The following is a 26,158-nucleotide window of genomic DNA, read 5'->3' as shown; positions in this document are numbered from 1 at the left end:
GGAAACAAAGTGACTTTATCATCTAACCGTACTGCGCTTGAATACGGTTATGGTGCTGATATTGGCTATGCTGCTTTACAAACAGGTGTTGCATTAGCTGCATTGGAAGGGCAAAACATTTCTTCATATTTCGGGCTTTTAGGCACTTATGGAAAATTGTCTTTCACACCACAAAATATGGCAGATGTTAAGAAGACTACATTCGATAAATGGCTTTTCACAGCCTATAGCAGTATACAGCATGATAGTGGAGTGTACGTCAATACTTTCTTATCCTATGGTCTCTTTAGAGGAAATATCTCCAATGCCATTATCGGTCAAACTGCAAGAGTGGATGATGCAAAAACATGGAGTGCGTCTGCTACTTTGGGAAAACAGCTCGTAACCAGCATTGAAGGCCTGGTATTCGAGCCACAAACACAGATTGCTTATCAGCAATTGATGTTTCGTACCATTCAAGATGCCGATAAATTTAAGGTGGATATGGGCAATCCTTATCAGTGGTCAATTCGTATGGGTGGGCGTTTGGTTAAAAATATTAACCAGTTTGAAGACGGTCGTACTCTTTCTTTCTATGGTAAACTCAATCTTATCAGTGTTTTTGGTGATGGAGGAACAGTACAAGTTGGCAAGAATAGTTTCTATTTTGATCCTATAGGACCTGCAATTGAAGGGGGGATAGGTCTTAATGCACACTTTGTTCAAAACATTACATTCCATGGAGATATTAGCTATCAGCAAAAACTTCAAAAATCTGGCTTATCTGGAGCTATTTTCTCAGGAACATTGCGCTACCATTTTTAAAAATATTATTTTACTTTGATCAAAAAGGCAATTTTATGTGCTTGTCTTTTTGATAGGGGGGGTTATTGTGTTACCAAAAAGGAATTAACTTACCTAAAAAGTTGCTTTTTTATTTTTGAGAAAGAGCTAAAGTGTGATAGGTATTTTGATTAGCAATTGGAAATATTTGAGCATTAAGTTGTTTTTGTATCTGTAAAGCTGATAGGCGTGCTGATTCAGCATCCATATTAATATCAACTAAAGCCCTAATATTTGAATCGATATTTCCAGCCAATGTTTTGACAAGTTCAGGCTGAATCCTAATTAAATCAACTGTAGAATTAATTTTAGTTTCTGCAGTTAAAGTTGCAGTAATTTCTTTCACAGGATCAACATTAGAAGATTCAAGCATTGCCTGCATAATGCTGCCATACCCTTCATCCTTTGGAAAGCGTGGCACCGGTGCACCAGAAGCAGGTGTTTTACGGAAAAGATTATCTCCTATCACTTCCAAACCAACTGTGTTGACAAAATTAACCCAATTAAGGCGGCCAGCTTCCACAGGGTTGGGATCCATATCAGTTTGATAATAAACAATCCCATCAGGACTTACTGTTATATTCTTACTTCCTACAGGAATCGTGATAACAGGTTGCACTAAATTGCCATCCAATGTTTCAATTTGCCCTGTTTCACTTAAGTTAAAAGCACCTGAACGTGTATAAAAACATTGCCATTAGGATCTTGCACTTCAAACCAGCCATTTCCGTTAATAGCTAAATCCAATACATTGCCAATTTGAACGAAAGCCCCTTGCATATTGACTTTACGAACTGCTGCAGTGCGCACCCCCATCCAATCATCGCACCCTCAGGCACAATAGCTTGATTGAGCATATTGGGAACACCAACAGCACGATCTGCTACATACATTAAATCGGCAAATTCTGCACGCGCACGTTTGAAACCTATTGTGTTAATATTCGCTAAATTATTAGCAATAACATCAAGGTTGGTTTGCTTGAGTAACCATACCTGTTGCAGCAACTGAAAGCGATCTCATGACCATGATTTTTTCCTATATTCTTTTAAACTCTGTTCAGCCTGTCTTAAATTTGCATCCGGCTCACTTCAAGATATGCTTGTACCATCTTATCACGTAAAGCAATAGCCGTACTTAAAGACCGTTCAGCTCCCATCACAGAATTCACAACTTCACGCACACCAACATCAATGCCAGTCAAATTACCAATAGAAAGACTTTCTGCATTTTGTAATTTCATTTCAGCTGTCCCTACAACTTCAGACAAAATTTACTAAAACTGACCTGTTGCTCTCTTTAGCTGCTTGAACAGGTAAATGTTGCATAGCAGCACTATTCATTTGCCCGCTTACCTGGTTTGATGAATCCAAAGAACTGCTAGATATTATGGAAGTGAGGGCCTGAATCATTTTTAAACGCTTCTACAAAAATTCAAATATAAAATTCACCGATAACGCAATGAATTGCTTTATCATTTCAGTAAATCAATTGTCTGTGAAACCAAATCGCGTACCTGGTGGACAACTTGTAAATTCGCTTCATAAGAGCGATTTACTTCACGCATATCTGCCATCTCTACAATAGAATTGACATTGGGATATTTCACATAGCCATTACTATCAGCAGCCAAATGCCCTGGTTCGTAACGCGTAATAAAAGGCGCTTTATTATTGCCAATACGTGTCACCTGCACATCTTGTGCATCACTGTGCGGATTAAGAGCAGCTTCAAAACTGACAGTCTTGCGCCGATAGCTGCACCTGGAAATTTCCCCGTTGAATTGGCATCGGCTAAATTCTCAGCAATAATACGCAAACGCACTGACTATGCTCTTAAACCTGTTGTGGCAACTTGCTCTGCCGCAATTAATCTATCAGCCATAATTAAGATCCTCCTTTAACCGTCACCATCATCATACGATGAAAAGCCTTAACAATGGCAGTGTTGAGAAACATCTCACGATTAACCTCCCCGCCTTTACGCATTTCCTCTTCTAAATCAACATTATTTCCAGAATGCGTAATTTCCATCATATTTTCAGAAGCAAATAGCTTAGGTTTCCATACCATTGTCCGTCAAATCCATATGGCGAACATTGGTAACAACCATGGAAATCGTTTGGTTTTGCAAAACAGTACAACATGTACCACGTATTATTATGGAGCGTAGCATCTACCCACAATGGTCGCGCGTTTCACTTAGTAATGGATTTGAACGCATTTTCAGTAAAGCAGGGTTAGTGGAGTTTTTAAAATCATTAACCAAGCTGATCAGTGTAAGCATAATTGTTTATATTATGTTTTTCAAAAACAATACAATTTTCATCAATGCATTATTAACAGATGCATCAGCTTTACCAGAATATATTCGTAAAGAACTTGTCGGTTTGTCCCTCTCTTTCATTGTGGCCGTTGCTGCTATTGCAGGATTTGAATTAGCATGGTCACGTTTCCACTGGCGCCAAAATTACGCATGAGCAAACAAGAAATTAAAGAAGAGCATAAAAGCCTTGAAGGAAACCCTATGATCAAAGCACGGATATGTCCTTAACACGTGACCACATGCGTCGGCGAATGATTGCCAATGTTCCTATCGCAACCTTAATTGTAGCCAACCCAACTCACTTTTCTGTTGCTTTGCGCTATAAACCACCTCTTGATTATGCTCCAGTTGTGGTTGCAAAAGGGCAAGATACTCTCGCTTCACAAATTCGTGAAATTGCTGTCGAAAATGACATCCCTGTCATCGAAAATGTAGAATTAGCACGCACATTGTACAAACAAGTTGAAGTAGATCAAGTCATTCCACCTGAATTATATGAAAGCATCGCTGCTTTAATTCGTTTTATCAACAGTCAGAAAATTCATTAAAAATAAACATTGATGACTTTTTTTAAAAAACATTCAACACCAAATTAATATAAATAAACTTTAAAACACCAAAACAATAACAAAGTCATAAGATGAAAAAAAATTATATAACTGAAATCCGTGAAATGGCTCTGGCAAAACAGGTAGCACAATTTATTCCAGAATTGCGACTAATCGATGTAGGTGACCTAATTGCTTGTATCCATACAGAACGTTTTAACCATCTTTCCGAACTTATTGAAAGTGCCACAGAATTGCGTTTTTACCCAATACCATGCGTTTTGCGCGTAATGCTAGTTATGAATTAGATTGGAATACTACACCAAAAATCTTGCTTCATATAGAATTTTTAAATGAAAGTGTACAGGTCTTTTTCCGGCTCATCATGTCATCAGAAGAATTTGGAGTTGAATTGGATAAGTGCATTTTTGAAAACCCATCCGATGAAGAAACCAATACCAGCAATTTGATGAATGCACTCAATGATGCACGAATACAAAAAAGACTTACCCACTAAAAATATGCACTGTCTCATTAAACTGTATTGTGGATTAAAAAGCACCACACCTTAAAGATAAGAAGGGTGTAAGATAAAAAGCAAAGATACTAAATGCTATTATACAAATAAGCCTCTCTACTTGATGATAAAATAAGAAGCTCTTTTTATAATATCCCCCCCCTCACGCCGCATGGATCTTATTAAGGTGACATATTTAATATAAAAACAATTTTCTAACACTAACAACTTCCGGAGAAGTCTTTCAAAAACCTTTTTCTAAAGTACAACTTTTTTAAAACTTTATGCTTCAAAAAAGCTTCTCCTACCATAGTTTAAATATTTCTATCCCGTAGTTTCATATCGCGTATTTGATCGGCTGGAAGATAATTAAACTGTTTCACAAGCAAATCTTTCACGACAGGCATTGGAAAATGCTGATTAACTTCATCTATAATCTGTTTTTTAACCGTCTCAAATTTTATCTTCTCGACAGCACGTACATCTGAATAACTGTGCTAAAAACACTTTAAAATAGCATCATTAATCATATCCCCAAAGGAAGGAATATATCTTTCTCAACTTTCTTGTCTACAAGATAAGTTAATTGTGAAATTATATAACCCTGTACAACTCCCTCAACTAAAATGGGAACACTGATAACTTCTGTTTGACCAGAACTAACCTCTTCTACGACGGGAGCAGACGCTTCTGAAGTATTGGGGTTTACAGCATTCACTTTGACACTCAGCATTAAAGTGCCAAGAGCCACCAAACAACCCCATACCCCTCATCGCAATCACTTTAATCATTTGCGGCTTCCAGTATTAACTAAAACAGGATCATAAGTTCCATCTGTTTCTTCAGCGCGAGCAGCTGTTTGCATAATTTGAGAAAGTTCCTTAACAGCCTCTAAATGCACTTGAAGTAATTCACTATTGCGTTGTAATTTTTCCTGTAAATCAGATAGTAAACTTTCTATTTTATTTTCAACATCTCGATCCAAATACCGCATAACATCTTTCATCGACTGATTAAGATCACGCAGACCACGTGTTTTACGTAAATTAACCTCTTCATAATCTGGAACGCCGTGGCTTTCAAGCATATTGCTTTCATAATCAACCACTTCTGTCAGCCCTTTAACGGCAGCCATAAATTTTGTTATTGCCCAATCACGACCAATCAGATCATTATTGAGAACTTTTGTTTTTAATACAACATTTTCATCATTACATTGCGCTACAGACATTTTTATTCCCCTTTATGGTATTTCAATTGTCATATTAAATAGTTTGCGTTCGGTATTAACGTGCCAGATCAGCTCATTTTATGAATGATCGCATCAATGATAAAATGACGTCTTTAATGGGTAGCATTTATTCTATTTCTCTCTCTCCATTATATGAGCCCTCTTCTTTCTTAGCCGGTTCAGAAATCAACATTTGCGCAATGCCAATTCCTCGCAGATATAGCAAATTCTTTAGCCAATTGTTCAGCCATCATAAACTTCCAAATTTGCCCCACTTGCCCCTTTCCAAAAATGGATTGCACCTCAGTTATGAACATATTTTCAACAAAAGTCTGCAGTATAAAGGCTTCAAAGTTTTTAAAGGCTTCAGTATTTTTGTTCTCTATGCTGTGCGGTTTTATGTGTATTTGTTGAAGTTCGTGTTGTGTTATGTTATGTAAGTTTGTGTAGTCAGCGTGCACGAGGTGAGCAAAATTGTTTTCTTGGTGTGCAACAGTTTGTATGCGTGCTGTGTTGCGTGAATCACGCAATTTTTCAACACAAGCGCGATATTCAATTGGGTAAGCTGCTCGCGCAACATCAAGAACAACATCTGAAAGTGGCTGAATAGCCATGAGCTTCCCCTTTATTTAACTACCATTCGCTTTTCTTTGTTTTAAATTCTTAGTTTCGTCTTAAATCTGACAATAATGTATGTTTTTCTCTATTTCATAGAAACGGTTTATATTTACTTGAGTAAAATTACTCTTTATGCACATAGTAAGTTGCGTGCAGAGAGTTTTTGCACATAATGTATTTATCAACAAAACACAATGTTAAAATAAATCATCCCGCGTGGATCAACACAAGAACATTATGTAAAGTAACTAGAGCACCATATGCTGCCTCTTTTTAACTATTACTTGTTTTTTTTTTCGTAACTCATTTCTAAAAACATAGGATTTTTTTTATTCTTTCAATAGCTTTTAAAAATAAAGTAACCCTTATAACATTTAAGCACTATAAAGCACCAAACTTATGTCAAACTGACGTCTTTTATCATTTTATCTGCAATATAATTTTCAAGCATATTACTAAATTGTTGACGTTCTTCTATAATTTTAACCTCTTTACACTTTTTTTCTAATCGTTGCAAATGGCTAGAAGTTTCATGCACAATTTGTTTTTTTGCACAATTTGTCTTTGAAGATGTTTTTCTGTTTTGGCTATACGTTGTAAACGCCGTGCTAAAAAATTGGTATCCAAAAAAATCAGGAGCTTTTTCCTTTTCCATTAAGAAAAAAAGCGCTCACGTCTCCTCTTCACAAGCAGAAAGCTCATTGTGTAAACTTTCTAATTCAATCTTATGATAAGTCTTCATAAAATTTTGCATCTTGAAAAGCTTACGGTAGCGTTTGCCTTTTTGCATTTTTAAGGCCCCCTATTGAGCCAATCTTGAAGCTCTAAACTGAAAAAATGAAAAGCTCTGGTATCAAGAAATAAAGTAAAAACATCCGCCGCACCAGATAATGCCATTCCATGGCGTGTAACACCAATAATAATACCCCCAACAATATTAACAGCCGTAATAATAAGCCCGGCCAATAGCATCACCACGCACAAATTTTGATGCCCCATCCATTGCCCCAAAAAAGGAACTTTCTTCTTCAAGCTCATGACGGCGACGCTGCGCTTCTTTCTCATCAATAAGGCCTGATGAAAGATCAGCATCAATAGCCATTTGCTTTCCTGGAATAGCATCCAGAGTAAAACGTGCACCCACTTCAGCAATACACGTTGCACCTTTGGTGATTACCAAAAAATTGACGATAATAACAATGGCAAAAACAACAGACCAATAACAAAATCCCCCCCATCACAAACTGCGAAAAACTGTGAATCACATTTCCTGTGGCTTTATAGCCTTCATCACCATGGGTTAAAATAACACGGGTTGTCGCAATATTAAGGGATAAGCGCAATAGGGTCGTAATCAACAAAACTATTGGAAAAGCTGAAAAATCAAGTGGTCGCTGAATCCACAACGAAACCATTAAAATCAAAACAGAAAATGCAATGGAAAAGGAAAGTCCTAAATCTAAAATAAAGGCAGGAACAGGTAAAAAGAGAACTGTGAGAATAATGATAATTCCCATCGCAAACGCAATATCTCGACCAGAAAATTGATTCTGGTCTCCAATATGGGTACCCGGACTACGCTACACACTTTTCTCCTTAAACAATTACATTCAACCCCCTTTGCAAAAAGAACTTTAAAAAACTCTTTAGCGCATTTTTTGACACAAACTTTAAGTGACAAAGCTTGTGTGAAAATGATGTTGTGGCTACACAATTTTTACATATTTTAAAATTTACACATCAATATAACAAACCTTTTACCCCCTATAAACCATAACACAAAGCACACCCACCCATCTCTAACCCAAAAAAAATTTTTAAAGCTTGCCGAATGTTTAATATCAGCGTATATTACAGTCTGTAACATTGTGTGAATATACATTGATACAATAAGAAATCGCGAGAGGTTTCTAAAAACAATGAAAGGTTTATTATGACTGATATTGTAAAAACTGCTATGCTTTATTCGACGCTGATTATCAGTGCCAATGTTATTATTGTTTTAGCTTTGGTGCTTGACATTCAATAAAGTCTCATTAAGAAAGGCTCGTCTATAAGTTCTTCACGTCTATAGTAAAATTTGAGCTATTTTGAGTAATTAAATAAGAGTGTTATATACAAGCAAAGAAAGTACGTAAAATTTAAAAAGTAGTTCATAAAATTAAGAAGAGGAAAGTGTATTTTCTTTGCTCAAATTGTATTATTGATACGTAATTACTGCCTTAAAAGTTTGTGTAAAAATTTTTTTTACTAAAGCATTTGAAATGGGGCTGTTTTTTTAGTTTGCTCTTTTATAAGTAATTTTTATCAACATTACTCTTTCAAAGATTAAGCGCTTTTATTATAACATCCCTATCAATTGTTACAGTAAAAAAGTGCTTATCATTTCAATTTTCTCTGATTTTAGAGCATTACTTTTAGCAGCACATAACCCACAGTTAGAAGGCATAATTATAAGACATAAAAGATAGTTTTGCGCACTAAAGTGTGTTTTTAGCCTTTTCATCTTTCTTGGCAGGACGAGAAATTTCTGTTTTTAAGCGCAAGCCGTTCACAAAATCTCATTTATTACACTGTTTATTAATCACATTGTCTATTTAAAGGCACAAAACAAGAAGAGTATCACAGAATAGTGCTCTTTTAAGGATAAACAAAATGAAGTTGCAGCAAATTGAAGATGGTGTTTTTGTCAGTGCCCAAATCAGCGTCGCAAACATTAAAACACTCGTAAAAACTGGAATTAAAACTATTGTCTGCAACCGGCCTGATCAAGAAGAGCCTGACCAGCCTGATTTTGCCATCATTCAAGCAGCCGCTCGTCAATATGGAATACAAGCTCACTATATTCCTATTACACCTTCAACCATAGAAAAATCTCACATTGAGGCTATGCAAACAGTTTTAAAAACAGCACCCCTTCCTCTTCTTGCCTATTGCTGCTATGGCACACGCTCAATTCATCTTTGTTCTTTAGCACGTATTTAATATTTAACCTTGTGTTTTAACAAAACAGAAAGAAACAAATATTAAATCTGCTTATTATTAAAACATGAAGCTATGTAAGCAGTAAAGACAAAACAATGATGAAATCCAATCTCCAAACCGCTGATTCTCCCACTTATAAACGAAAACTTCACCTTTTTTATAACGTTTTGGAATATATTTTTATTCTCATCATTAGTTTAAGTTCCATTTTTGCGATTCTTTTTTCCTTTTTAGATCGGATCATGATGTTTTTTTAAAAGTTAGCAACTGATCTAATAATGAAAACGGTTGAATTGCCTTTAAAATCGCTTTTGCTTCATTTTCATCGTGTTGCATTTGTTTTTTCAAAGGCTCTAGTCCATCAAACTTTTTTTGCTCTCGCAAAAACTGTAAAAAAGAAACTGTACAGCTTTCACCATAAAGATTGTCGGTAAAGTCAAACAAATAAGTTTCTAGAAATGGCATTCCATCATTAACAACTGTTGAGCGACAGCCAAAACTTGCAACACCATCATGCAAAACACCACTTAAACGGCGCAATCGTACTGCATAAACACCGTGTGCTAAACCGGTCTGGGGTGGCAGTACTTGATTAGCAGTAGGAAAACCCAAAGACCGACCAAGCTTTTCACCATGTATAACTTTTGAGCGTACACGATAATGGTACCCTAATAAATGGGCTGCTTTTTCCACCTGCCCTTGTGATAAAAGCTGACGAATAAAACTAGAAGAAATTTTTTCCCCCTGTGGGGTGCATAAAGAAGGAATTTGAACAACTTCAAAACCGCACTCTTTTCCTTTTTGATGCAAAAACTGCGCATTTCCACTTCTTTTTCGACCAAAGTGAAAATTATCACCTGTTACCACAACACAAACATCAAAAGCTTGTTTTAAAACAGCGCGAATAAATTCATCAGCTGAAAGAGCAGCAAACTGTGCATCAAAGGGTTCTTCAACGACACCATGAAAACCCAAAATTTTAAAAATTTCAGCTTTTTCAGTTGCCGGTGTCAAACGATCAACACAATCTGAACCTTGAAAAAAACTTCTTGGATGTGGCTCAAATGTCAACACAAGAGCTGGCTTGTTTTTTACACGTGCTAAATCTAGTGCTTTTTGCAATACCGCTTGATGACCACGATGAACACCATCAAAATTCCCAATAGCTAAAACTGCACCACGTAAAACTTCAGGAATCTCTGTGTGCCTTTGAAGACGCAAAAAATTATTCATTATTGAAGTGCCCACATCATCGCTTGTGGCTGATAACCATAATGGTCAAGGAAAGAGTGCAAAGCTTCTTTATTGACCACACCATTGTGCGTATAGTCATGATAATGGATCCCACCCAGAATATAAAGGACATCAATACCAAAATCGATAGCGCCTTTAACATCGGTCAAAATACCATCTCCAATAGCCAAAATACGACTTTTTTCTATTGTCCCACGGATGTTTTTTAGTTTTTCAAAAGCACATTCATAAATAGGTGCGTGGGGTTTACCCGCAATACGAACCTCTCCCCCCAAATGTTGGTAAAGCTGTGCCAATGCACCAGCGCACCACAATGTTTGATTGCCACAATGAACAGTGATATCAGGATTGGCACAAATAAAAGGCAAACCCCGTTCCTGTAGGCGCTGCAACATACCTTCATAAGCCTGTGGCGTTTCCTCAAAATCTTCAAGAAAGCCACTGCAAACCACCGCACAAGCTTCCTCTTCTTCAACCAGTTCATATGCTAACCCTTTAAACAAAACCAAATCACGTTGCGGACCAATAAAAAAGATTTTCTGCGGTGCGCTCAAAATAAGATCACGTGTTACATCACCTGAAGTGACAATTGCGTCATAACAATCACTGGCAACCTTCAGCTTTTGCAATTGAGCTATAACATCTTCACGTGGTCGGGGTGAATTGGTAAGCAAAACAACGCTTTTTCCCATCTTGCGAATTTTCTGCAAAACTTTCACAGCTGAATCAAAAACGCGCACACCATCGTGCACAACCCCCCAAACATCACAAAATATAGCATCATAATGGGTAATTATAGGATCAATATGGGTGAGTTCTTTCATGATTATCTATTTATATTATATTTCGTCTTGCGCCCGTTTTTTATTTTTAAACTTCTTATCGCAAGATCATTTTTTTGTCATCTGCTTTCTTAAGCTACCATATTCTCACCCCAAGAACCAATTAATCTCTTAAAGGTAATCTTGATTTTCACCTCTCTAGCCGCTTTTGAGCAATCATACTACACATACCATTTGAATTATGTGTAAACGAATAAAGTAAGCTCTCATTTATTGGAAGAGCACGAGATCATAACCAGGACCAGGAGGCGCTAGAGGTAATAAGAGCGTGTCATGCCACCATAAAATTTAGGAAGGCAAGAACCGGAAAAATGTAGCTAACACCAGCATAAGATTTTAAATTTTTGAAAGATATTTAAAAAGATATCAATATTGCCTTGTTATCTTTTGTTATGTCTATAGATCAATTGAAGGGAAATGATAAAAATCTATAACTGAAGTGGAGAAAATATCACTCAAATAACTTTGATGCATTTTATTGACAGAAAGGACAAACAGCGTCATAAAATATCGTAAGATTAACATGAGTGATAACATTTGTAGTCTTTCGTGATTTTTGCTTTTTTCAAACTCTATTTTTGTTTTCCAAACATAATATATCTTTATGAGCTTAATTAAAAAATTTATAACTGTTGCTTCGGGAACTTGCACGAGTCGCCTTTTTGGTTTTGTGCGTGAAATACTCATGGCGGCATCTTTTGGTACAGGCCCTGCTGCTGACGCATTTAATGCGGCTTTTCGTTTTCCAAACACATTCCGTCGTCTTTTTGCTGAAGGTGCTTTTAACGCAGCCTTTGTTCCCCTGTTTTCACAAAAAATTACTGAAAATGGAACAGAAAATGCACGCAAATTTGCAGAAGAGGTTTTTGGTGTTTTGTTCTCACTACTCTTACTTTTAACCATTGCTATAGAAGTGAGTATGCCTTTTTTGGTGCGTACTGTAATTGCACCAGGGTTTGCAGAAGATGCAACAAAATTTGAGGCTACAATTCGTTTCACTGCAATTATGTTTCCCTATTTAGCGTGCATGTCTTTAGCAGCCATGATGGGGGGAATGCTCAATGCATTACAACGTTATTTTGTTGCAGCTATTGCCCCTGTCTTTTTAAATATTGTGATGATCGGTGTGCTCGCCTATGCTTGGATATTTCAGCTTGATGCTTGGCAGATTGGGCTAAACCTTTCCTGGGGGGTTATGGTCGCTGGCCTTCTTCAACTCACTTTAATTGCAGTTGCTTTGCGTCAAAGTGGGATGAAAATTTCCCTACGTCTTCCTTATTTCAGCCCCAATGTTCGCCAGCTTTTAACCCTGGCATTCCCCGCTGCCATTACGGGGGGAATTACGCAAATCAATTTATTGATCAATACCAATATTGCATCCAGCCATCCAGGTGCTGTTTCTTCTTTGGTTTATGCTGATCGCCTTTATCAATTACCGTTAGGCGTCGTTGGTATTGCTGTTGCAACTGTTCTTTTACCTGAGTTAACAAAAGCCTTCCGCAATAAAAATAACAAAGAAGCCAATTATTTGCAAAACTACGCCATTGCATTTACCCTGTTTTTAACCTTACCGGCATCGATCCTCTTTTTTTTGATATCCAACCCCATTGTCAGCCTTTTCTTTGAGCGTGGTCAATTTACAAGCCAATCAACACACACTGTTGCACACTTACTTGAACTTTATGGATTAGGGCTTCCAGCTTTTGTGTTAATAAAGGTCTTTATTCCCAACTTCTTTGCCCATGAAGACACAAAAACACCCATGATTTTTGCAGGCATTTGCGTTCTCATCAATATCGGTTTAGCGCTTACATTATTCCCACTTTTATCAGCACGTGGCATTGTGATTGCCGAAATTACCTCTGGATGGGTTAACACACTCTTGCTTTGCATCACCCTTATCAAACGCGGTTATTGGAAATGTGATATGCAACTTATCAAGTGGGTTGGGTGCTTGATCGTTGCCATTCTCCTAATGGCTGCAGCTTTGTATTATGCACTCGGGTTTCTATCTTTTCCTTTATCCTCACAAGCATCACTTTTCTTGCGAATAGGAACTTTAGCAGGTTTAATTTTCTCCATTCTATTGTTTTATTGTATCATCTGCTTTTCCCTTGGTATGAGTTATTTTCCGTTTTTACGTAAAAATTTAAAACAGCGCCTATAATATCTTATTTGACTTTCAAAAAAGAAGCTTTACCACAACAAAAGCAACACGTGACATCATTAAAGAAAGGCTTATTCCTATGGACACTTGCGCATCCCTCGTCTTTTCTGGTGTGCAACCAAGTGGCAATTTGCATCTTGGTAATTATCTAGGTGCAATCAAGCGCTGGGTTGAACTGCAAGCATCTCATAAATGCCTTTATTGTGTTGTGGATATGCATGCATTAACGGTTAACCCTACCCCTCTCGCCTTAGAAAGCTCAACCCGTGCAGTCACAGCAGCCTTTTTAGCTGCCGGTATTGACCCACAAAAACATATTGTATTCAACCAATCACGGGTTTTTCAACATGCTGAATTAGCGTGGGTCTTTAACTGTATTGCCCGCATCGGCTGGCTCCAACGGATGACACAGTTTAAAGATAAAGCTGGAAAAAACCGTGAACAAGCATCCGTTGGGCTTTTTGCCTACCCAAGTCTTATGGCTGCTGACATTTTACTCTATCGTACAACACATGTTCCAGTAGGAGAAGATCAAAAACAGCATATTGAACTCACACGTGATATTGCTCAAAAATTTAATCATGATTACGCTGACCGGATTACACATTTAAATGTTGGCATCCCCATACAAGAGGGAGAAAACAAGGAACAAGGCTTTTTCCCAATACCAGAAGCTCTTCTTGGTGATACGGGCATGCGCATTATGTCTTTACGTGACGGTACAAAAAAAATGTCAAAATCAGATCCTTCAGATTTTTCGCGAATTAATTTAACGGATGATGCTGATCTCATTGTTCAAAAAATACGCAAAGCAAAAACTGACTCTGCCCCCCTCCCCGATGAGCTTACTGCTTTAGAAAGGCGCCCAGAAGTTGACAATTTACTTGGTATTTATGCAGCCTTTGCGCAAATCAGTAAAGAGAAGGCGCTTTTAGAGTTTTCAGGTCAACAATTTTCGTTTTTTAAAGCGACTCTAGCTGATCTTGTCGTCCATAAACTAGCACCAATAACACAAGAATTACGCCGTCTTCATCAAGAAAATGCTTATATTGATTCTGTTTTGCGTGATGGGGCTGAGCGTGCTAGCCTATTGGCTGAAAACACAATGAAACATGTTCGTGAAATTGTTGGTTTTTTACATCATTCATAAACAATAAGCTTTGATTGAAAAAAGCTATAGCCGGTACAGTCTTTCACTGAATATAAAGAAATATACTATAAGTCTATATATGAAAAAACATATGAAACGTTTGAACTATTCTTGATAAAACGACCAAGCTACGAGCAAGCCATTGTTGTTCATGCCACAGCACAAAAAATACAAATGTACTCATATATCCTTATAAAATATGGGTGTTGCTCTTGGATGTAATCTTAATTGTAAACATATTTACAAATTTTAGTACATTGCTTCAATTTAAATGACAAGTGCAAACTAAACAACGCTTGATGCAAACCCCACCCTTGTCGCCCCTTGTTAGATTAAATGCTCCCATATCTTCAAGTGCAAATATAATCTTTATTCATGAAGGAACAAATGCTTGATAACAATGCATTTTAAGCCTTTAAAAGCAGTTCTTTTAGTAAAATTGCTTATGTATGCAAGTTCAAAAATGGATAAAATTTGCAAATTGATTAACAAATATCAAGATATAGCTACCACGTCCTACCCTCTTCATGATAACATAAAATAGGTGAGCTTACTTAAATCATTAATCGTTAATTGAGAGAAGGTGCTTTTATTTCCGTTATCGTGCTTCTAAACGATTTTTTGGATAAAAATATTGAAGTGATTATATCAATATTTAAGCTTTTTTTGCGTTAATTGTTTCCTTAAAGCTTATGCAACAAAAGGATAATGCATGTTTATTCAAACTGAAACCACACCAAACCCTGCAACACTCAAATTTTTACCAGGCCGCGTAGTCCTTGCCAAAGGTGTGTTAGAGTTTCATAATAGCAAAGAAGCTGATCAAAATTCACCTCTTGCTGCTAAACTGTTTACAATTCCCAATGTCAGCAGTGTTTTATTAGGATATGATTTCATTGCTGTGACAAAAAATGAAGGGGAATGGCAGCATCTCAAACCAGCGATCTTGGGTACAATTATGGAACATTTTCTTTCCAATGACCCCACTATTACCAATGATGCCACTCTCCAAACACAAGCACCTGAAGCTTATGAAGAATTTTATGACGAAAAAGATGCAGACATTGTCATGACAATCAAAGAGATTCTTGAAACACGTATTCGCCCAGCTGTTGCCAATGATGGCGGGGATATTACTTTTTGTGGTTTTGAAAATGGTATCGTTTATTTAAATATGCGTGGTGCGTGCGCTGGGTGTCCATCCTCAACAGCCACGCTCAAACACGGAATTGAAAATCTTTTGCGCCATTTCATTCCAGAAGTTTTAGGCGTTGAAGCCATGCCACAAGACGTTATGCTATAAACTTAAAAATACCCGGTAAGCAAATAGAAAAAAGCTATCTCGTACAAATATCCCATACAAATCATTTTTTGAAAGCTATGGGAATTTGTTATTATTTACTGCAAACTATATTTATCAGCGTCAAAATATAGGAAGGGAAAACAGATAGGCAGTTAAACAAAACCAATAAAGCTTGCATTACACGAAGAGGTTTGCACTATACGAAAGGTCTGTATTATACGAAGATCAAAAAAGCGCACATAAATCAAAACTTTAAATACAAAAATGCTTCAAAATTTAAGAGCGCCTCGTAATATACATGCATAATTTTAAAACACTTACAAACTTTCAAAACACAATAAAAAACGGGCCCAAATGGCCCGTTTCTTTTTACCTGTGGGTTTAAGGCGTTAGAAATCCATTCCGCCCATTCCACCCATTCCGCCACCACCCATTGGAGGCATTGGAGTTTCTTTTTTTGGAAGTTCAGCAACCATTGCTTCTGTGGTGATGAGAAGGCTAGCAATTGATGCAGCATTTTGTAAAGCTGAACGTACAACTTTAACTGGATCAACGATTCCTAAAGAAATCAAATCACCAAATTGACCTGTTGCAGTGTTGTAACCAAAAGTGTCTGAACTATTTTCAAGCACTTTGCCAACAATAATCGCTGCTTCTTCACCGGCATTAGTAGCAATTTGGCGTGCTGGAGCTTGTAGAGCACGACGGACAATATTAATACCAGCTTCTTGGTCTGCATTACTTCCTTTGACAGTAATCGCGTTTGCAGCCCTCAAAAGTGCAGTTCCACCACCAGCAACAATACCTTCTTCCACCGCTGCACGTGTTGCGTTCAAGGCATCATCAACACGGTCTTTCTTTTCTTTCACTTCAACTTCTGTTGCACCACCAACACGAATAACGGCAACACCACCAGCAAGTTTAGCAAGTCTTTCTTGCAATTTTTCGCGGTCATAGTCAGAAGTTGTTTCTTCAATCTGTGCCTTAATCTGGCTTACACGAGCACTGATTTGTGCTTTTTGTCCAGAACCATCAACGATAGTCGTGTTTTCTTTAGAAATATGCACCTTCTTTGCACGGCCCAGCATATCTAAAGTGACATTTTCAAGTTTAATACCAACATCTTCAGAAACGACCTGACCTGATGTTAAAATCGCAATATCTTCTAACATCGCTTTACGACGGTCACCAAAGCCGGGCGCTTTAACAGCACAAATCTTTAAACCACCACGCAGTTTATTAACCACAAGCGTTGCCAAAGCTTCACCTTCCACATCTTCAGCAATAATGAGAAGAGGCTTACCAGACTGAACAACAGCTTCAAGAACAGGAAGTAAAGATTGCAGATTAGACAATTTCTTTTCATGAATAAGGATGTAAGGATCGTCGAGATCAGCCACCATTTTTTCAGCATTTGTGACAAAATAAGGTGAAAGATATCCACGATCAAACTGCATACCTTCAACGACTTCTAATTCCGTTTCAGCAGTTTTTGCTTCTTCCACGGTAATAACACCTTCATTACCGACTTTGTCCATAGCATCAGCAATGATTTTACCAATTTCTGAAGCACCATTAGCAGAAATCGTTCCTACTTGTGCTATTTCAGCAGAAGTTTGGATCTTTTTCGCTTTTTTGAAAAGGCTTTCAACAACTTCTGCAACAGCAGAATCGATCCCACGCTTTAAATCCATTGGGTTCATGCCAGCAGCAACAGCTTTTACACCTTCTTGCACAATAGCTTGCCCCAAAACAGTTGCTGTTGTTGTTCCATCACCAGCAATATCGTTGGTCTTTGAAGCAACTTCACGCAACATCTGTGCGCCCATATTTTCGAACTTGTCTTCCAGTTCAATTTCTTTTGCAACCGACACACCGTCTTTTGTGATACGAGGTGCACCAAATGATTTGTCAATCACCACATTACGGCCTTTAGGACCGAGTGTTACCTTAACAGCATTAGCAAGGATATCAACACCGCGCACCAAGCGCTCACGTGCTTCACGGCCAAATTTGACTTCTTTAGCAGCCATTTAATTTCTCCTTGGATATAGTAAACGAAACAAATTGAGAAAATGGATTAACCCAAAATCCCCATAATGTCGGATTCTTTCATGATTAAGAGTTCTTCACCATTAATCTTTACTTCGGTTCCAGACCATTTCCCAAATAAGATACGATCTCCTGTTTTTACTTCTAGAGGCACGCGCTTTCCATTATTATCAAGAGCGCCATTGCCAACAGCGATTACCTCACCTTCTTGAGGTTTTTCCTTTGCTGTATCGGGGATGATAATCCCACCAGCGGTTTTATTTTCAGATTCAACCCGACGAACGACAACACGATCGTGAAGTGGGCGGAATTGTGTGTTAGCCATGTTTTAAACCCTTAAAACTTAGTATAACTGATTAATCTTAAATTTTATTAGCACTCTATAATGGCGAGTGCTAGCGATAAATCTTATATAAAAATATTGATCCGCAATGTCAAGGATTCTAATTAAAATAATTCATTTTATATTGATTCTAATGAGCTCTTTGATTTTGGTCGAAAAATACTTATCTTTTATTAATTAATAAATATACATATTAAGGGATTTTATGATGCTTAAAACACGCCAAGAAACCGATAGTTTGGGGGCAGTTTCGGTTCCCCATGACCGTTATTGGGGGGCTCAAACAGAACGTTCTCGACAAAATTTTAACATTGGCTCAGAAAAACAGCCTCTCTCACTGATCTATGCTTTAAGTCTTATCAAAAAGACAGCAGCCCTTGTGAATATGCAAAAAGGGAAACTTCCGCAAGATATAGGCCAAGCAATTGTTACTGCTGCTGATGAAGTACTTTCTGGTGCGTTTGACACACATTTCCCCCTAGCTGTTTGGCAAACGGGATCTGGTACACAAAGCAATATGAATGTCAATGAAGTAATCGCCAATCGCGCTAGCGTACTTTTGGGGGGGGCACTTGGTAACAAATCACCTGTGCACCCTAATGACCACGTGAATATGAGCCAATCGTCAAACGATTCTTTTCCCACAGCGCTTCATATTGCTACCACACTGCAAACACGCCAACATTTTTTTCCAATTCTAGATACTCTTATTGCCAGTCTTCAAACAAAAGAAGAAGAATTTGCAGACATCATAAAATTGGGACGCACGCACACGCAAGATGCCACTCCCCTCACTTTGGGGCAAGAATTTTCAGGCTATCGCGCTGCACTAGAAGCCAACCGTCAACGCATTGAAATGGCTCTTATTGATGTCCAAATGCTTGCCCAAGGGGGAACAGCCGTTGGAACAGGCCTCAACGCACCAAAAGGATTTGACGTTGCATTTGCTGAAACAATTAGTCCACTCACCGGAGTAACTTTCACAACTGCCAATAATAAATTTGAAGCTCTCGCCCACCACGGAGCCCTTGCCAATTTCCACGGAAGTTTAAATGCATTGGCAGCTGATCTTTTCAAAATTGCAAATGACATCCGTTTCTTAGGGTCCGGGCCCCGTTCAGGCCTTGGTGAATTAAGCCTGCCAGAAAACGAACCCGGTTCTTCTATTATGCCAGGAAAAGTTAACCCCACTCAGTGTGAAGCCTTAAGCATGGTTGCCTGCCAAGTCTTTGGTAACCAAACTAGTGTGACTTTTGCTGCAAGCCAAGGTCATTTTGAATTAAATGCGTTCAAACCTGTTATCGGTTATAATGTCCTGCAGTCTCTTTCTCTTCTTGGTGATTCCATGCGCTCCTTCGATGTTAATTGTATCAAAGGGCTGCGTGCTAATAAAGATCATATCCAATCTCTTCTTGAGCGCTCCCTTATGCTCGTTACAGCACTTGCACCCGAAATTGGTTATGAAAAAGCTGCCGACATCGCTAAAACAGCCCACAAAAATGGGACAACCTTACGGGAAGAAGCCTTAAAAGCGGGGATTACTGAAGCTGACTATGACCGCTTGGTTGATCCAAAAAAGATGATCCACCCACAATAAGGCTATTTTATGGTATTGATGAACTTTGTCATTGTGGATGCTAGTTTTACATCAACGACATATTTTACGTTATAATATTGGGCTGTTCGCGGCCCAAATAGCTTTTTATTTTTAACAATTCAAGCGCTGCTAAAAATAAAGGCTTAAGTACTTTCTGGAGATTTTGAGTGTATTTGCGGGGGTTGTTTTCATACTGTTCGAGATAAATGCGTACAGTTGCATCCCCCGTTCCTGTTCCAGATAAACGCACGACAAATCGTGCCCCATTTTCAAAAAACACCCGCATCCCCTGCCCTACACTCATACTATCATCAACTGGGTCATGGTATGCAAAATCATCACAGTGTGTCACAGTTAACCCAGCAATCCTTGTTCCAGCTAAGGGCAACTTTGTGCGCAAATGTTCCATCATCGCATAAGCTTTTTGTGCTTCAATATTCTCATAATCATAGCGTGAATAATAAAAACGCCCATACTTGTGCCAATGTTTTTGCACAATTTGCGCCGCTGTTTGCCCTGTTAGAGCTAAAAGATTCAACCAAAACAACACAGCCCATAAACCGTCTTTTTCGCGCACATGGTGTGAGCCTGTTCCAAAGCTTTCCTCACCACACAAGGTAACTTTTCCGGCATCTAAAAGCGTACCAAAAAATTTCCATCCTGTCGGTGTTTCAAAAAGATTGAGCCCCTTTTCTTGTGCCACAAGGTCAGCAGCGCGCCCTGTTGGCATTGAGCGCGCAATCCCAGCAATGCCTTGGCTATATCCTTTGATCAGATGTGCATACTCTGCCATAATCGCTAGTGAATCAGAAGGTGTGATAAATTGTTTGCGACCAATAATGAGATTGCGATCACCATCACCATCAGAAGCAGCACCAAGATCAGGTCCTTGATCAGACATAAGTAAGTGATAAAGATCCTTTGCATGGACCAAATTGGGATCGGGATGAGAGCCCCCAAAATCCGGTAAAGGGGTTCCATTGACTACTGTTCCTTGAGGAAAATTTAAGCGTTTCTCAAAAATTTCTTGCGCATAAGGCCCTGTAACCGCATGCATAGCATCAAACCGCAAAGTTAAGCCCTTTTTCACCGCCTGAGAAATACAGTCAAAATCAAAAAGCTCTTCCATTAAAGTAGCATAATCTGCCACAGGGTCGATAACATCGACCTGCATGGAACCAATAAAACTTCGCCCTTGTGTTCCTAAATCAATGTCTGGAGCTTCAACAATTTTATAAGAAGAAAGATGTTGTGATGCTATAAAAATAGCATCACACAAATAATCAGGTGCCGGGCCACCATTGGAAATATTATATTTTATACCACAATCACCATTCACACCACCAGGATTGTGGCTTGCTGATAAAATAATCCCACCATGTGCATGATATTTGCGAATAAGGTGCGACACAGCAGGTGTTGATAAAATACCCCCCTTTCCTACCTTAACACAGCCCACACCATTTGCAGCCGCCATTTTTAACACAAGCTGAATCAGGGTGTCGTTTAAATAGCGCCCATCTCCACCAAGGATGAATAATTTTCCCTCAAGAGGTCCAACACTGTTAAAAATGGACTGAATAAAATTTTCAACATAATGGGGGTGTTGGAAAACAGATACCTTTTTGCGTAAACCAGATGTTCCCAGTTTTTGATCATGAAAAGCTGTTGTCAAAACAGTGTTGACGATCATAAAAATAACCTTCCTACTATTTTCTCAACTTGAAAGGGAACATCTACTACAATTAACGTCTCATCAAAAAACCGTCTATGCAGAAACTTTCCATAGCACCTTTTTTGAGCTGTGCCTTTTGTCAAATGGTCACCCCTCTTTTGTCAAATTGCCACCCCTTTGGCAGCTCCTTCTATTTAAGGACTATCCATAAAAGTGGCTTTCATTTAACCTTGATGCAAGCATGAAATACTTGCAAATTTGTCACAATCCACTACACTCCCAACCATTCGTCGTTGAAAAACAAAAACCGTTTTTCCAACACAATCCCAAAAGGTTTATAGGAGCGTAATTATGATAAAAAAACAAGTCCCCAACGTAACTTTCCACACACGTGTACGGGATGAATCAGTTGGCGGGGATAATCCTTATCGGTGGCAAGATGTTAATAGTGACACTTACTTTAAAGGGAAACGGGTTATTCTTTTTTCTCTCCCTGGAGCATTTACACCCACTTGTTCAACCTTTCAGCTTCCTGATTTTGAAAAACTTTATGATGAATTTAAAAAAGTCGGTATTGATGAAATTTACTGTCTTTCTGTTAATGACTCCTTTGTGATGAATGCCTGGGGTCAAAAGCAAGGCATTAAAAATGTAAAATTGATCCCTGATGGTTCTGGTGAATTTACCCGTAAAATGGGAATGCTAGTCGCTAAAGACAATCTCGGCTTTGGAATGCGCTCATGGCGCTATGCAGCGGTCATTAATGATGGGGTTATTGAACATTGGTTTGAAGAAAAAGGCTATTCAGATAATTGCCCTACTGACCCATACGAGGTCTCATCACCCCAACATATCTTAAAAATACTTCAAGGCTAAGTGTTAAACAAAGATCACTTCTTTAAAGAAGAGCAACTTTTTTAAATAGTACATTAAGACAGCGCAAGTTACCTTACATTAAGGAATTTGCGCTGTTTTTATTTTTGTAAATTTATATGCAATCTTTAAAAGAAAAAACGTCTATCTTTTTTGATTTTCCAAAATGGCCTTCACGGCTTGAACCAATTGATTTTCTTTAACGGTTATTTGCGCTGGGCGACTTTCACGCCATGTTTGATTATCCTTAATTTCAGTAGCTAAACGCGCACCTTCTACCAAATCTTTAATCTGAACCTCCCCATACTGGAGCTCTTGTGAGCCTTGAATCACTACACAAGGCGCATGACGTCGATCCGCATACTTCATTTGTGCTTTAATACCTGACTCACCTAAATATACTTCAGACCGAATACCTGCATCGCGCAATCGCTTCACCATGTTTTGATAACGTGCAATGCTGCTTGGTTCTTGATCCATCATTAACACCACAACCGGACCTACCTTCTGCCTCACAGTCACACCTAGTATAGCGAATCTTAAACGTGATAAACCAATTGAAAAACCCGTTGCAGGAACATTGTCATTACGAAAACGTCCAATCAATCCATCATAGCGCCCACCTCCACCAACAGATCCTCCTAAGTTTGCAAAAACACTAGGTAGATCACCATTGAAAAATCTAGCTTCAAAAACAGGTCCCGTATAATAGTCCAATCCTCGCACGACTGATGGATCAACCTTTATGTATGACTCGTAACCATTGGTGGCAAAAATTTCCAGCATTTCTTCAAGTTCATGAATCCCTTCAAGCCCACAAGCATTACGGTCAACTATGTTTTTGAGATTATTAATCGTTCCCTCTGCAGTTTTATCTCTTGCACGCAACAAACTAAGGATATACTTAATCTGGTCATCAGTTAGTTCTGCTCCTTTTGTGAAATCACCACTTTCATCCAAACGACCCTCCCCTAAAAGCAATTCCACTCCTTTAAAACCAAGTCGATCCCACTTATCGATTGCCCTAAAAACACTTAAGCGTCTGTCAGCTTGTTCATCTCCTCCCAAACCAAGATTCTCTAAAACGCCATCCAAAATTTTCCGATTACTCACACGGATGACACCCCGATCGGATCCAATTATTAATTTGTTTAAACTATCTGCTGCCATCATGCAGATTTCTGCATCCGCAGCCACCGTTGATGCCCCTACAATATCAGCATCCAACTGCATAAATTGACGAAAACGCCCTGGTCCTGGCTTGTCATTACGAAAAACATATCCCAAACGATAACTGCGATAAGGTTTTGGTAAAACTTCAAAATTCTCAGCAACATAACGAGCAAGAGGCGCTGTGAGATCATAGCGCAAAGACATCCACTGTTCATCATCATCTTGTAAAGAAAAAACACCTGCATTCGGGCGGTCTACATCAGGCAAAGACTTTCCAAGTGCATCTGTATATTCAAAAATCGGTGTTTCAAGTGCTTCAAAACCATAAAGTTCATAAACTTCACGTATCTGAGCCGTTATTTCTTCAAGTGCCTGTAACTCCAAACCTGTATAATCAGTCAACCCGCGTGGTAAACGGGCTTTAATTTTTTTTTGTTTTGTAGACATGATGTTTCTCTATTCAGCAATGTATGTTTACGCACAACTCCGTGTTTTTGCGAACGATCATGTCTAGTTCATCGAAATGAACGCTGCAATAACTTTATACGCTTAAGATTGATACAACACCATCACCCCTCTTCACTACCTTGCAATCATGCTGCCATCACGTTGCTATCACATTGTTTTCCCCAACAACCAGCCCAACCATTAAAACGATTTCACTTTCATCAAAAACTTTTTAGATTTGTGGCAAAACTTCACACGATAGATGTTTATGACCACAGTGCCTTACTTCTGTCTTAAGAAATTCTTTTCTATATCAATGTGCAAAAAGAGATGTGTTATTAATCACATTAAAAGTGTTCCAAAGTGATAAAAATTTGGTAAAAAAAATTGCAAAATTAAATAAAATACGCCTCCTCTCAAGAAGGCAAATAGTACCAAACTTTTTTAATCAACATTGACAGCCATTTAAAAAACACTATTCATCGTATAAAAACGTCCTTTTCTTAACTAAGAAAACACATATTCTCCCTATCTTAAAAAGATGCGTTTGCAGTGTATGAGATGAAATATCGTCTTTTAAAGACTTAAGGAATAAAATGAAAATAACAATTTTTGGTGGTGGAATTTGGGGAAGAGCTCTTGCATTTGCTTTTGCACATAAAAATGAAGTCCGCATTGTTTCAAGACGTGATATCACACCTGCACTAGACCCTTTAAACAAAATATTGAGTCACAATTCTCATTCAATCATTTCACAATGTTCCTTAGACGAGAGTTTAGATTCTACACTTTTTGTCACTGCTATTAGTGTGCAAGCTTTAAGAGAATGGTTTGCTCACACACCTTTGAAAAAAGACTCAAAAATACTCATCACAAGCAAGGGAATTGAAGAAGATAGTGGAGCATTTGTCAGTCAAATTGCCAAAGATTTTATTGCTCCAGAAAATCTTTGTTTTTTAGCAGGCCCAAGCTTTGCTAAAGAAATCATTCTCGCTCTCCCATGTGCCTTAACTATTCATTCGCATAATTTTACCCTTGCTCAAGAATTTGCAAACAGAATGCCCGACTTTATCAAACCCTATATTGAAAATGACATCATTGGTGGAGAAGTGGCAAGTGCATATAAAAATGTCATTGCCATAGCGGGTGGAATTTGTGACGGATTGGAATTAGGCCAAAATGCTAAAGCATCTCTCCTATCGCGTGGCCTTGTAGAAATGTATCAATTCGCAGAACATTTTGGTGCAAAAATGCAAACTTTCTTAGGGCTATCTGGTGCAGGCGACCTGTTCTTAACAGCAAATTCCCTTCTTTCCAGAAATTACCGTGTTGGGTTAGGATTAGCGCAAAACAAACCTTTGAAAAATATTCTAAACGAACTAGGCGAAGTAGCAGAAGGTATCAAAACTTCTAACGCAATTACTCAAATTGCTCAAAGAGAAGGAATTTACGCACCTATCGCTACAGAAGTTCAAAAAATCATTCAAGGCAAAAATCCTTTAGAAAGTATGAGCACTTTAATGAAAAGGTGAACTTTTAAAAAAGTTCCAATAAAGAAATTTTATTTAATTTAAGCAAAGCTTTTAAAGTAGTCAGCAATGTTTATTTTGGCACCATAATAGCCACATACAGTTGCAATAACAGCCACCAATAAGGTTACCTAACGCTGTTAGGCTATAGTCTTTTTGGCAATATATAAATATTTTTTCTGTACTTAAGTCCATTACAAAAATTCACCCCATTTAAAAAAATTATTTAAGCGTATTCTCGACCTCTAACAAAGAATATTCATGTAAAAATTATAACACTTTATGCTTAGAGAAGTGCTGATTTTATCATCTAATTTTTATGAATGCTAGATTTGTGATAAGCGCACTTAGAGTGATTGTAGCTTTATTAGGTGCTAGTGTTTAGCCATGTTTTCCAGCTGTAAGAAACACAGTAAGAACTGACAAGAAAGCCTTTTGCCTTTTTTCACAAGTGCTTTTATTATCCTAATGGAATATGCACGATAACCAAAGGGGTAAGCGAAAATACAAAAGGATTCTTTGCAAAGTATAGGATACTTTTTAAAAGCTGAAGAAACACCGCTGAGTTTAAGTTGAGTACCTATCAACATACCTATATCAACATTCACAGCAGCACGATAACCACTTTTTTTACAAAATGACCATATGCCCTTTCTGACTTTGAGCTTGAACAGATTTATTGAGCACTGCCACAACATCTTTTATAA

Annotated in this window: 21 protein-coding genes and 5 pseudogenes; 11 read left to right on the top strand and 15 right to left on the bottom strand. The window is 38.1% G+C overall.

The window, feature by feature from the left end; translation table 11 throughout:
* A partial coding sequence (locus ME3_RS05345; RefSeq protein ID WP_007477785.1) for an autotransporter outer membrane beta-barrel domain-containing protein occupies window positions 1-804 on the top strand: 804 nt, incomplete at its 5' end.
* 259 nt (window positions 805-1,063) lie between these two features.
* Here ME3_RS05345 and flgG read toward each other — a convergent pair.
* From flgG to flgB, 4 genes and pseudogenes are all read right to left on the bottom strand, one after another.
* Window positions 1,064-1,845 (bottom strand): annotated as a pseudogene (flgG, locus tag ME3_RS07365) (flagellar basal-body rod protein FlgG); the annotation flags it as partial.
* Between the two features lie 46 nt (window positions 1,846-1,891).
* Entirely contained in the window at window positions 1,892-2,092 is a 201-nt protein-coding gene (gene fliE, locus ME3_RS06935) for a flagellar hook-basal body complex protein FliE (RefSeq protein WP_425338858.1), read from the bottom strand.
* Window positions 2,093-2,296: 204 nt separating this feature from the next.
* Window positions 2,297-2,646, bottom strand: a pseudogene (gene flgC / locus ME3_RS05330) (flagellar basal body rod protein FlgC).
* Between the two features lie 62 nt (window positions 2,647-2,708).
* Window positions 2,709-2,855, bottom strand: a pseudogene (flgB, locus tag ME3_RS05325) (flagellar basal body rod protein FlgB); the annotation flags it as partial.
* A gap of 107 nt (window positions 2,856-2,962) precedes the next feature.
* On the opposite strand from flgB, the pseudogene ME3_RS05320 reads away from it, so the two are divergent.
* The 3 genes and pseudogenes from ME3_RS05320 to ME3_RS07210 form a co-directional block, all read left to right on the top strand.
* Window positions 2,963-3,695: pseudogene (locus ME3_RS05320) on the top strand (EscU/YscU/HrcU family type III secretion system export apparatus switch protein); the annotation flags it as partial.
* Window positions 3,696-3,787: 92 nt separating this feature from the next.
* A complete protein-coding gene (locus ME3_RS07215; RefSeq protein ID WP_007477777.1) occupies window positions 3,788-4,003 on the top strand; it encodes a hypothetical protein in 216 nt (71 codons plus the stop codon).
* Window positions 3,970-4,212, top strand: coding sequence for a hypothetical protein (locus ME3_RS07210; protein ID WP_007477775.1), 243 nt, complete (start codon window positions 3,970-3,972; stop codon window positions 4,210-4,212). The genes ME3_RS07215 and ME3_RS07210 overlap by 34 nt, the downstream gene beginning before the upstream one ends.
* Window positions 4,213-4,738: 526 nt before the next feature.
* On the opposite strand, the gene ME3_RS06735 is transcribed toward ME3_RS07210, so the two are convergent.
* The 5 genes and pseudogenes from ME3_RS06735 to ME3_RS06880 form a co-directional block, all read right to left on the bottom strand.
* Window positions 4,739-4,963, bottom strand: coding sequence for a hypothetical protein (locus ME3_RS06735; RefSeq protein WP_007477773.1), 225 nt, complete (start codon window positions 4,961-4,963; stop codon window positions 4,739-4,741).
* 36 nt (window positions 4,964-4,999) lie between these two features.
* Window positions 5,000-5,443 carry a flagellar protein FlgN gene (locus ME3_RS05305; RefSeq protein WP_007477771.1) on the bottom strand — a complete coding sequence of 148 codons (444 nt, stop codon included), beginning with the start codon at window positions 5,441-5,443 and terminating at the stop codon, window positions 5,000-5,002.
* A gap of 179 nt (window positions 5,444-5,622) precedes the next feature.
* Window positions 5,623-6,057, bottom strand: coding sequence for a hypothetical protein (locus tag ME3_RS05300; protein WP_007477769.1), 435 nt, complete (start codon window positions 6,055-6,057; stop codon window positions 5,623-5,625).
* A gap of 401 nt (window positions 6,058-6,458) precedes the next feature.
* Window positions 6,459-6,716: a hypothetical protein gene (locus ME3_RS05295; RefSeq protein ID WP_007477767.1), complete on the bottom strand. Its 258-nt coding sequence runs from the start codon at window positions 6,714-6,716 to the stop codon at window positions 6,459-6,461.
* Between the two features lie 209 nt (window positions 6,717-6,925).
* Window positions 6,926-7,578: pseudogene (locus tag ME3_RS06880) on the bottom strand (FHIPEP family type III secretion protein); the annotation flags it as partial.
* Window positions 7,579-8,716: 1,138 nt separating this feature from the next.
* On the opposite strand from ME3_RS06880, the gene ME3_RS05280 reads away from it, so the two are divergent.
* The gene (locus tag ME3_RS05280) at window positions 8,717-9,046 is read left to right on the top strand and encodes a protein tyrosine phosphatase family protein (protein WP_007477757.1); all 330 of its coding nucleotides are present in this window, start codon (window positions 8,717-8,719) and stop codon (window positions 9,044-9,046) included.
* 240 nt (window positions 9,047-9,286) lie between these two features.
* Here ME3_RS05280 and ME3_RS05275 read toward each other — a convergent pair whose 3' ends face one another.
* Together ME3_RS05275 and ME3_RS05270 are read right to left on the bottom strand one after the other, a co-directional pair.
* Window positions 9,287-10,279 (bottom strand): bifunctional riboflavin kinase/FAD synthetase, encoded by a 993-nt coding sequence (locus ME3_RS05275; protein WP_007477755.1) that lies wholly within the window; start codon window positions 10,277-10,279, stop codon window positions 9,287-9,289.
* A complete protein-coding gene (locus tag ME3_RS05270; RefSeq protein ID WP_007477754.1) occupies window positions 10,279-11,124 on the bottom strand; it encodes a TIGR01459 family HAD-type hydrolase in 846 nt (281 codons plus the stop codon). Before ME3_RS05270 ends, ME3_RS05275 begins: the two co-directional genes overlap by 1 nt.
* A gap of 622 nt (window positions 11,125-11,746) precedes the next feature.
* On the opposite strand from ME3_RS05270, the gene murJ reads away from it, so the two are divergent.
* The 3 genes from murJ to ME3_RS05255 all read left to right on the top strand — a co-directional run bounded on the left by murJ (window position 11,747) and on the right by ME3_RS05255 (window position 15,762).
* Window positions 11,747-13,309, top strand: coding sequence for a murein biosynthesis integral membrane protein MurJ (murJ, locus tag ME3_RS05265; protein ID WP_007477753.1), 1,563 nt, complete (start codon window positions 11,747-11,749; stop codon window positions 13,307-13,309).
* 79 nt (window positions 13,310-13,388) lie between these two features.
* Window positions 13,389-14,459, top strand: coding sequence for a tryptophan--tRNA ligase (gene trpS, locus ME3_RS05260; protein ID WP_007477752.1), 1,071 nt, complete (start codon window positions 13,389-13,391; stop codon window positions 14,457-14,459).
* Window positions 14,460-15,171: 712 nt separating this feature from the next.
* Window positions 15,172-15,762, top strand: coding sequence for a NifU family protein (locus tag ME3_RS05255; RefSeq protein ID WP_007477751.1), 591 nt, complete (start codon window positions 15,172-15,174; stop codon window positions 15,760-15,762).
* 389 nt (window positions 15,763-16,151) lie between these two features.
* On the opposite strand, the gene groL is transcribed toward ME3_RS05255, so the two are convergent.
* Entirely contained in the window at window positions 16,152-17,795 is a 1,644-nt protein-coding gene (gene groL, locus ME3_RS05250) for a chaperonin GroEL (RefSeq protein ID WP_007477750.1), read from the bottom strand.
* A 47-nt stretch (window positions 17,796-17,842) separates the two neighbouring features.
* Entirely contained in the window at window positions 17,843-18,139 is a 297-nt protein-coding gene (gene groES / locus ME3_RS05245) for a co-chaperone GroES (protein ID WP_007477749.1), read from the bottom strand.
* Between the two features lie 226 nt (window positions 18,140-18,365).
* Between groES and fumC the strand changes: the two genes are divergently transcribed.
* A complete protein-coding gene (fumC, locus tag ME3_RS05240) occupies window positions 18,366-19,754 on the top strand; it encodes a class II fumarate hydratase (protein ID WP_039952652.1) in 1,389 nt (462 codons plus the stop codon).
* Between the two features lie 64 nt (window positions 19,755-19,818).
* Here fumC and ME3_RS05235 read toward each other — a convergent pair whose 3' ends face one another.
* Window positions 19,819-21,447 carry an alpha-D-glucose phosphate-specific phosphoglucomutase gene (locus ME3_RS05235; RefSeq protein WP_007477747.1) on the bottom strand — a complete coding sequence of 543 codons (1,629 nt, stop codon included), beginning with the start codon at window positions 21,445-21,447 and terminating at the stop codon, window positions 19,819-19,821.
* 333 nt (window positions 21,448-21,780) lie between these two features.
* Here ME3_RS05235 and ME3_RS05230 point away from each other — a divergent pair, with 333 nt between their 5' ends.
* Window positions 21,781-22,305 (top strand): peroxiredoxin, encoded by a 525-nt coding sequence (locus ME3_RS05230; RefSeq protein ID WP_007477746.1) that lies wholly within the window; start codon window positions 21,781-21,783, stop codon window positions 22,303-22,305.
* A 141-nt stretch (window positions 22,306-22,446) separates the two neighbouring features.
* On the opposite strand, the gene hisS is transcribed toward ME3_RS05230, so the two are convergent.
* A complete protein-coding gene (gene hisS, locus ME3_RS05225) occupies window positions 22,447-23,922 on the bottom strand; it encodes a histidine--tRNA ligase (protein ID WP_007477745.1) in 1,476 nt (491 codons plus the stop codon).
* A gap of 596 nt (window positions 23,923-24,518) precedes the next feature.
* Here hisS and ME3_RS05220 point away from each other — a divergent pair.
* On the top strand, window positions 24,519-25,454 hold the full coding sequence (locus ME3_RS05220) for an NAD(P)H-dependent glycerol-3-phosphate dehydrogenase (RefSeq protein WP_007477744.1): 936 nt from the start codon (window positions 24,519-24,521) through the stop codon (window positions 25,452-25,454).
* Window positions 25,455-26,158: the final 704 nt, after the last annotated feature.

This window comes from Bartonella melophagi K-2C (genome assembly GCF_000278255.1).
Classification (GTDB): domain Bacteria; phylum Pseudomonadota; class Alphaproteobacteria; order Rhizobiales; family Rhizobiaceae; genus Bartonella; species Bartonella melophagi.
This window is presented reverse-complemented; position numbering and strand designations above follow the sequence as displayed.

Bases quoted from the DNA above. Each gene is read 5' to 3' on its own strand.
- ME3_RS05280 (WP_007477757.1), top strand. From the start codon at position 8,717: ATGAAGTTGCAGCAAATTGAAGATGGTGTTTTTGTCAGTGCCCAAATC.
- hisS (WP_007477745.1), bottom strand. From the start codon at position 23,922: ATGTCTACAAAACAAAAAAAAATTAAAGCCCGTTTACCACGCGGGTTG.
- ME3_RS05235 (WP_007477747.1), bottom strand. From the start codon at position 21,447: ATGATCGTCAACACTGTTTTGACAACAGCTTTTCATGATCAAAAACTG.
- ME3_RS05255 (WP_007477751.1), top strand. From the start codon at position 15,172: ATGTTTATTCAAACTGAAACCACACCAAACCCTGCAACACTCAAATTT.
- ME3_RS05305 (WP_007477771.1), bottom strand. From the start codon at position 5,443: ATGTCTGTAGCGCAATGTAATGATGAAAATGTTGTATTAAAAACAAAA.
- groES (WP_007477749.1), bottom strand. From the start codon at position 18,139: ATGGCTAACACACAATTCCGCCCACTTCACGATCGTGTTGTCGTTCGT.
- groL (WP_007477750.1), bottom strand. From the start codon at position 17,795: ATGGCTGCTAAAGAAGTCAAATTTGGCCGTGAAGCACGTGAGCGCTTG.
- fumC (WP_039952652.1), top strand. From the start codon at position 18,366: ATGCTTAAAACACGCCAAGAAACCGATAGTTTGGGGGCAGTTTCGGTT.
- trpS (WP_007477752.1), top strand. From the start codon at position 13,389: ATGGACACTTGCGCATCCCTCGTCTTTTCTGGTGTGCAACCAAGTGGC.
- ME3_RS07215 (WP_007477777.1), top strand. From the start codon at position 3,788: ATGAAAAAAAATTATATAACTGAAATCCGTGAAATGGCTCTGGCAAAA.
- ME3_RS05220 (WP_007477744.1), top strand. From the start codon at position 24,519: ATGAAAATAACAATTTTTGGTGGTGGAATTTGGGGAAGAGCTCTTGCA.
- ME3_RS05270 (WP_007477754.1), bottom strand. From the start codon at position 11,124: ATGAAAGAACTCACCCATATTGATCCTATAATTACCCATTATGATGCT.
- ME3_RS07210 (WP_007477775.1), top strand. From the start codon at position 3,970: ATGCGTTTTGCGCGTAATGCTAGTTATGAATTAGATTGGAATACTACA.
- ME3_RS05275 (WP_007477755.1), bottom strand. From the start codon at position 10,279: ATGAATAATTTTTTGCGTCTTCAAAGGCACACAGAGATTCCTGAAGTT.
- murJ (WP_007477753.1), top strand. From the start codon at position 11,747: ATGAGCTTAATTAAAAAATTTATAACTGTTGCTTCGGGAACTTGCACG.
- ME3_RS05230 (WP_007477746.1), top strand. From the start codon at position 21,781: ATGATAAAAAAACAAGTCCCCAACGTAACTTTCCACACACGTGTACGG.
- ME3_RS05295 (WP_007477767.1), bottom strand. From the start codon at position 6,716: ATGGAAAAGGAAAAAGCTCCTGATTTTTTTGGATACCAATTTTTTAGC.
- ME3_RS05300 (WP_007477769.1), bottom strand. From the start codon at position 6,057: ATGGCTATTCAGCCACTTTCAGATGTTGTTCTTGATGTTGCGCGAGCA.